The organism is Streptomyces sp. NPDC089915 (assembly GCF_040684675.1).
Taxonomy (GTDB): Bacteria; Actinomycetota; Actinomycetes; order Streptomycetales; family Streptomycetaceae; genus Streptomyces.
The window spans coordinates 1-1,197 of the sequence record NZ_JBFBGN010000402.1 but is presented as its reverse complement, the minus strand read 5'-3'; the positions used below and the strand labels follow the sequence as shown (position 1 = coordinate 1,197).

Here is a 1,197-nt window from a genome sequence, read left to right as displayed (position 1 = left end):
CCCTGGAGCTCCTCCGGGGTCGGCGCCAGGGCGCCCTCCCAGTTGGTGCCCTCGATGGAGACGGCCTGCGGCATGTTGCCGCGGAAGTGGGAGTCCTTGGCGCGGACAGGATGATGATCGGGAGCTGTTTGCTCTCCCGGATGCGGCGGCAGACCTCCAGTCCGCTCATGCCCGGCAGCATCAGGTCGAGGAGGACCAGGTCGGGCCTATGGCGTTCCAGCAGGAGCAGACCCGTCTCGCCGCTGGCCGCGACCTCGACCTCGTGGCCCCGGCGCTTGAGCGCGAGGGTGACGCCCTTCTGCACGGCGAGGTCGTCTTCGATCAGCAGGACTCGTGCCATGGGGGTGCGCTCGTCTCCTGTGCTCGGTGTGTCCTCGGGTGAGCCTTCGGACGGCTTCCGTGTTCTTCGGCGTTCTTCGACGTTCTTCGACGTTCTTCGACGTTCTTCGACAACGGTGCTCGAAGCGTATGACGACGGGTTCCGCTTTTCGTGATGAAACGATGACGGCCTGCCCCTTCTGCCACTCGGGACGGTTCCGTCGAGGGCATGAGCAACGCACAGTCCATGAAGAACACCCGCACTCGTCTCCTCCTTTCCGCCTCCGCCTCCGTCTCCGCCGCCGCCGTCCTCCTCGGCCTCACCGCCTGCGGGCAGGGCGGCGGGGCCGCAACAGACGGGGCAGGCTCCGGGGGGACGAACTCCGAGCGGCACGACGAGGGCCGGAACGACGCCAAGCCGCAGCGGCTGCTGTGGATGGGCGACTCCATCGGCGAGGCCGAGGCGCCGGCGCTCGGCGCCGCGATGAAGGCGGGCGGGGCCGAGTTCGCCTCGATGGCCGCGGCGGGAGGCGGCGGGGTGATCGGTGAGATGGCGGCCCCCACCTGGGAAGAGCTGCCGAAGAAGCTGGCGGCGTTCAAGCCCGACGTGGTCGCCTACCAGATCACCACCTACGACTGGGGCTCCGCCGACGAACAGCGCGCCGGGTACGAACGCCTGGTCAAGACGGTCAACGAGGCCGGCGCCGACCTCCTGATCGTCTCCGCCCCGCCGTTCAGGCTCGACGACTTCTACAAGCCGCACGAGGCCGCCATCAAGGCGGCCCGCGGGCCTGATCAGGCTCCGGACACCGGATCGGACTCCGGACCGGGTCAGGCGCCGGACCGGTCCAGTTCCTCGTCCAGCGCGAGCGCCGCCGT

The 1,197-nt window shown here is 69.5% G+C and carries 2 protein-coding genes; one reads left to right on the top strand and one right to left on the bottom strand.

Annotated elements, in window-relative coordinates:
• Positions 1 to 340 (bottom strand): response regulator (locus AB0O29_RS36175; protein WP_365160767.1); only part of this gene is annotated, 340 nt, incomplete at its 3' end.
• 207 nt (positions 341 to 547) lie between these two features.
• Between AB0O29_RS36175 and AB0O29_RS36170 the strand changes: the two genes are divergently transcribed.
• Positions 548 to 1,197, top strand: a 650-nt coding sequence (locus AB0O29_RS36170) for an SGNH/GDSL hydrolase family protein (RefSeq protein WP_365160764.1), incomplete at its 3' end; no start/stop codon positions are given.